This is a genomic window from Arthrobacter sp., assembly GCF_031179385.1.
GTDB lineage: Bacteria > Actinomycetota > Actinomycetes > Actinomycetales > Micrococcaceae > Arthrobacter_D.
Map to the genome: position 1 here is coordinate 61,074 of NZ_JAPSHV010000005.1, position 4,705 is coordinate 65,778.

9 protein-coding genes are annotated in these 4,705 nt (G+C 62.2%); 4 read left to right on the forward strand and 5 right to left on the reverse strand.

What is annotated here, in order from left to right; translation table 11 throughout:
- Positions 1–485 (forward strand): prolyl oligopeptidase family serine peptidase (locus tag RIF85_RS02120; RefSeq protein WP_309070259.1); only part of this gene is annotated, 485 nt, incomplete at its 5' end.
- Between the two features lie 103 nt (positions 486–588).
- Positions 589–825 (forward strand): DUF1508 domain-containing protein, encoded by a 237-nt coding sequence (locus RIF85_RS02125; RefSeq protein WP_309070260.1) that lies wholly within the window; start codon positions 589–591, stop codon positions 823–825.
- Here the strand turns inward: RIF85_RS02125 and RIF85_RS02130 are convergent.
- Positions 812–1,213, reverse strand: coding sequence for a metalloregulator ArsR/SmtB family transcription factor (locus tag RIF85_RS02130; RefSeq protein ID WP_309070261.1), 402 nt, complete (start codon positions 1,211–1,213; stop codon positions 812–814). The two genes, RIF85_RS02125 and RIF85_RS02130, sit on opposite strands and share 14 nt — an antisense overlap.
- A 190-nt stretch (positions 1,214–1,403) precedes the next feature.
- Here RIF85_RS02130 and RIF85_RS02135 point away from each other — a divergent pair, with 190 nt between their 5' ends.
- Complete coding sequence (locus RIF85_RS02135; protein WP_309070262.1) at positions 1,404–1,967, forward strand: dihydrofolate reductase family protein; 564 nt, start codon at positions 1,404–1,406, stop codon at positions 1,965–1,967.
- Between the two features lie 46 nt (positions 1,968–2,013).
- Here RIF85_RS02135 and RIF85_RS02140 read toward each other — a convergent pair whose 3' ends face one another.
- Both RIF85_RS02140 and RIF85_RS02145 read right to left on the reverse strand, forming a co-directional pair.
- Positions 2,014–2,229, reverse strand: a complete 216-nt coding sequence (locus RIF85_RS02140) for a hypothetical protein (protein ID WP_309070263.1) — start codon at positions 2,227–2,229, stop codon at positions 2,014–2,016.
- A 54-nt stretch (positions 2,230–2,283) separates the two neighbouring features.
- Positions 2,284–2,697, reverse strand: a complete 414-nt coding sequence (locus RIF85_RS02145; RefSeq protein WP_309070267.1) for a CBS domain-containing protein — start codon at positions 2,695–2,697, stop codon at positions 2,284–2,286.
- 174 nt (positions 2,698–2,871) lie between these two features.
- On the opposite strand from RIF85_RS02145, the gene RIF85_RS02150 reads away from it, so the two are divergent.
- Positions 2,872–3,417 carry a GNAT family N-acetyltransferase gene (locus RIF85_RS02150; RefSeq protein ID WP_309070264.1) on the forward strand — a complete coding sequence of 182 codons (546 nt, stop codon included), beginning with the start codon at positions 2,872–2,874 and terminating at the stop codon, positions 3,415–3,417.
- Between the two features lie 12 nt (positions 3,418–3,429).
- On the opposite strand, the gene RIF85_RS02155 is transcribed toward RIF85_RS02150, so the two are convergent.
- Entirely contained in the window at positions 3,430–4,545 is a 1,116-nt protein-coding gene (locus tag RIF85_RS02155; protein WP_309070265.1) for a Gfo/Idh/MocA family oxidoreductase, read from the reverse strand.
- 16 nt (positions 4,546–4,561) lie between these two features.
- Positions 4,562–4,696, reverse strand: coding sequence for a substrate-binding domain-containing protein (locus RIF85_RS02160; protein ID WP_309070268.1), 135 nt, complete (start codon positions 4,694–4,696; stop codon positions 4,562–4,564).
- Between the last annotated feature and the right edge of the window lie 9 nt (positions 4,697–4,705).

Consider the following 4,705-nt stretch of genomic DNA (forward strand, 5'->3'; position numbering starts at 1 on the left):
ACCGTGTCGGAGTCCTGGGGTTCTCTGCAGGTGGGCATCTCGCGGCAACCCTCTCTACCGACACCCCATGCGGGGATCCACATCTGGACGTCACCGGAGCAATTCCTGACCTTTCGGTCCTCTGCTACCCGGTGGTGTCGTTCATCGATGCAGTCCATCAGGGAAGCATCGACAATCTACTGGGCGGGTCGCCGTCGTCGGACCTCCTCCAACGAATGTCGGCGGACCTGAACGTCACCAGCACAACGCCGCCGGCATTTCTCTGGCACACCGCCGACGACGAGCCCGTTCCCGTGGAGAACACCTTCGCCTATGCCCGCGCACTCGTGCGGAACAATGTGCCGGTGGAGGTGCATGTCTTCCCGCATGGCGCCCATGGGCTCGGCCTGGGAGAGGGCGAAGCCGGCCCGGATGAGTGGACCGTCCTGTGCGGCAAGTGGTTGAACCGGCACGGCTGGGCTCACCCAGGTCTCCCCATTTCCTAGGTTTTCCTTGTAAAGCGCGTCACACACCTTCCCTTCGTTCCGGTTTGATGAAAACATAAAGTCCTCAGGCGCGACGTGGCGCCGGCACCTCGGGGGAGGAAATTTGGCAGGGAACTTTGAAATCTTCAGGGGCGATGACGCGCTATACCGCTTTCGACTCATCGACGAGGATGGGTGCGTGCTGGTAACGTCCTCAGGCTACGACCGGAAGCGGGAGGCTGTGACGGCCATCACCGCGGTACGCGAGAATGCTGCGATGGGGCACATCCGCGATCATTCGGAGCCCGCTACCCGACGGCCGCTCGTGCGCCATGTGAAGCGGCGCGCTACTGCCTCGTAATTGTTGACGGCCCCCGAGTATCGGCCGCAGGCTCCTGGGGGGCAGTCCATTCGCTGGCGAGCAACTGCTGCTGGGTCGACTCCAGAACCTCTCCCAGCAGCATCTTCGCAGTGGCGAGAAGTTCGGCGACCCGTGGGTAGGCGAGACTGTAGAACACCTGGCTGCCACGGCGCTCCGACACAACGAGGTGATGTGTTTTCAAGACGGAAAGGTGCTGTGAAAGACGCGAGGCCTCAACGTTCATATCCAGGATGAGGTCAGTTACCGATACGTCGGGTGCAGCCGAAAGGATCTCGAGAACGCGCACGCGCACCGGATGCGCCATACCTTTGAACAGGTTGGCTTTCACTTCATACAGCGGTCTGTGCGCTCCCGGAAAAGTTTCCAAGGATCAGAGTCCTTCGCGTGCAAGGAACCGGCTGGACAGATGTCGAGAACAATCCCTACGAAGCCCGTCGGCGGTTGCCGGGGCGTTTGAGCACTTCATCATATCGTCAATAGTTACCCGCCGGTAGGTTCGCACGCTTTATTTCTGCCGAGCCTTTCCTTTCGCCCGCGGGTGGTGTCGAATGTCCCGTATGGCGCGGCTAATCTACTCCATGATCGGTTCCCTCGACGGTTACGTCGCGGACAGTTCCGGCAACTTCGACTGGGCCGAGCCTGACGAAGAGGTCCTCGAATACCTGAACGAGCAGGAGCGATCGGTCGGCACCTACCTCTACGGGCGCCGAATCTACGAGTTGATGACGGTGTGGGAATCTGATCCTGGGTCCGTTGCCGACACGCCGCAGTCCGTCGAATTCGCGAACATCTGGCAGGCTGCGGACAAGATTGTCTACTCCACAAGCCTCGAGTCAGCTTCGACGTCCAGGACCCGGATTGAACGGACGTTCGATCCCGCCGCGGTGGAGGACCTGAAACAATCCTCCTCGTCCGACATCGGTATTGCCGGACCGACGCTCGCCGCGTCTGCCTTCCGTGCGGGCCTCGTTGACGAGTTCTATCTGCTGTTGAATCCCGTGATCATCGGCGGAGGACTCAGCATCTTCCCGCCGGACCTCACCCTGGAGCTCCGGCTGAAGTCCAGCCGCCGCTTTGGGAACGGCACAGTAGCACTGCAGTACGACGTCGGCCGCAGGTGATCCTGCGTCCGCCCGCCCAGGGCGGGCGAACGGAAGAATGGGACTCTCAGGCGGGCTCTTCGTCAATCGGTCCGCGCGGGTAATCGTCGTCGCCCGTCACTGAACGAGCCTGTTCAACGACGTCGGCTTCGTTTGCCTCCCGGGGCGTTGCTCCCAGAAGTCCGTCGCCGTCATCGTCGGGTGTTTCGTCAGTGACCTCCTGCTGCTGTTCGAGCCGGTCGGCGTCATTGGCGGTGAATATGTCCTTGGCATCGGTGGGCATTGCGCATCCTCCTTGACCCTCAAGTGCTCCTCCGCTTCCCCTTGGAGGAATGGTTCAGTAGGAGATCAACTCGACGAGTTCACCTACCCGGTCCTCGGGGTAGTTCCGGGCAATATCGGCCTGGCTCAGCATGCCGACGAGGTCGTGTCCGTCGATCACGGGTAGCCGTCGGACCTGGTGGTCGGCCATGGTCTTGATGGCTTCCTCGATGCTGTCATCCGCACCGATCGTCACGGGCTTTCCCTCGGCGAGCTCGCCGGCTTTGACCTCGCGCGGGTCGGACCCGCCGGCAAGGCACTTGACCACGATGTCCCGGTCCGTAAGGACACCCTTGAGCCGGTTGTCCTCCCCACAGATGGGCAGTGACCCGACATCCAGGTCCTTCATCTTCCGGGCCGCTTCTTCCAGGGTTTCGTTCTCGCCGATGCACTCTGCACCGCCGGTCATGATGTCGCGTGCGGTTGTCATCATCAGTCCCTTCTCCTGCGTAATGGTTTGTGGACAGCACAGGTCCGGCAAGATGAGTGGGACCTGTGCCTACGATCATAAGCAAGCTTGCTATCGTTGTGAAGAGGTGCCGGCCGGGCCGCCCCACTCGCTGGGATCGGGCTCCAGAATCACCGATGTGAGGAGTGCTTGACCGTGCAGAACACCGAGGACGCAGTTCTCCGACGATGGACCGTCGACGATGCCGAGTCCCTTCGCCGCGCCGAAGCTGCAAGCGACGACCTCCGCATTCAACTGGGACAACGGAACCTCTCAAACCTCGAAGTGTGCCGCCAACACATCGAGAACCAGCTCGGACTGGAGAGCGCATCCGCTCGCCATTTCGCCGTCGCCGTAGGGGGTGCTGCGGTGGGCGACATTGGAATCACCTCGATGGAGTTCGAGCACGGGACCGCCTGGGTTTCCTATTGGCTGAGCGCCGAGTTCCGCGGCCGCGGCCTCATTACCCGGGGCCTCGCCGCCGCATCGGAATGGGCATTTTCAGAGGGCCTGTTCCGGTTGGAACTGGGCCACCGCGTCAACAATCCCGCGTCCTGCAGAGTTGCAGCACGGGCCGGCTTTCGGGCTGAAGGCATCGAGCGGGCCAAACTCCGCTACGGCGTCGAGCGCTATGACGTCGAAACGCATGCCAGGCTCGCTACGGATCCGCGCCCGGAAGGGATCATCCCGCTGCCCTGCTGAACAGAGCGCGCGTTACCTCGTTGGTGCCAACCCCACAGATCGCCGTCCCGTTGAACGGAGCGGTTGGTCATTGGGGTACTGGATGCCCACCTGGGTCCGGACAGAATCGAGCAGGTCCATGGTGGCAATCGAGTCCGCCCACGGCATGGTGGGACTCTCAACCATTCCCTCCTGAATGCATCGTGTAACCTCACGAAGCTGGTACACGTAATTGCTTCCGATCTGAGCGAAGGCTTCGACCCGTGAAACGCCGTCGTTCGTTGTAATGGTGAGCTCGGACGGGTTGCACTGAGGCGTCGAGGCGGTCAGCCATCCCGCGGTTCCGCTTACTGTCGCGGTTCCGGGACAGGACGCGACAATCGAGGTGATCAGCTGCGCGGTCGCACCGGTTTCATAGGAAAGCGTCAGTGCATTTCGCATGTCCACGCCGTCGTCTGTGAGAGTCGCCTGGGCCAGCACCTCGGCGGGGAAACCCAGGGCGCCGAAAGCCCAGGTGAGAGGATAGACCGCCAGGTCCAGCAGGGCTCCCCCGCCCGCGGACGGATCCCAGAGACGGGACCGGCGGTCATAGGCGGCAACGAAACCCAAGTCCGCCTGAACCCACTGAATCTCTCCGAGTTCCCCCGAGGCAATGATGTCCCACGCCCGGTTGATGCTCGGGAGAAATCGCGTCCAAACCGCTTCCATCAGGAAGACGCCGTTGGTGCGGGCAACCTCTGCCAATACGCGGGCCTCTGCAGCGTTCAAAGTCAACGGCTTCTCGCACAAAACGTGCTTGCCGGCAGTCAGCGCCGCTTCTGCCACCTCCCGGTGCTGGGCATGAGGGGCCGCGATGTAAACGACGTCGACGTCCGGGTCGGCGAACAGCCGCTCGTACCCGGTGAGACCTTGGGCGTCATGGTAGCTGGACTCGAAGCCGAAATCGTTCGCGAATCCCGCTGCGTTGGCTTCGCTGCGCGAACTCACTGCTTGCAACACGGAATCCTCAAGCAGTGCGAGGTCGGCTGTGACGCGGCGGGCTATCTGACCCGGAGCAACGACGCCCCAGCGGAGCCTGTCCCCGGTAGCAGCCAGGGGGTTGACGCCGGGTTCGGCGCACGGCGGAACGGGCAACAGGTGTTGGCGCATAGTCTTCCTTCAGAACTCAGGCGGAACCGCGGACCACCAGGGAGGTAGGCAGCAGGGTTGCTCGCTCGGCCGGACCGCCCTCGATCAACGAGAGAAGGTTCTCAGCCATTCGGTGTCCCATCTCAACGATGGGGTGGTGAATAGTAGTCAGTGCAGGGGT

What these genes read in the sequence shown, in the direction of transcription:
- RIF85_RS02145 (WP_309070267.1), bottom strand. Translation starts at nt 2,697, where the DNA reads ATGACAACCGCACGCGACATCATGACCGGCGGTGCAGAGTGCATCGGC.
- RIF85_RS02135 (WP_309070262.1), top strand. Translation starts at nt 1,404, where the DNA reads ATGGCGCGGCTAATCTACTCCATGATCGGTTCCCTCGACGGTTACGTC.
- RIF85_RS02155 (WP_309070265.1), bottom strand. Translation starts at nt 4,545, where the DNA reads ATGCGCCAACACCTGTTGCCCGTTCCGCCGTGCGCCGAACCCGGCGTC.
- RIF85_RS02140 (WP_309070263.1), bottom strand. Translation starts at nt 2,229, where the DNA reads ATGCCCACCGATGCCAAGGACATATTCACCGCCAATGACGCCGACCGG.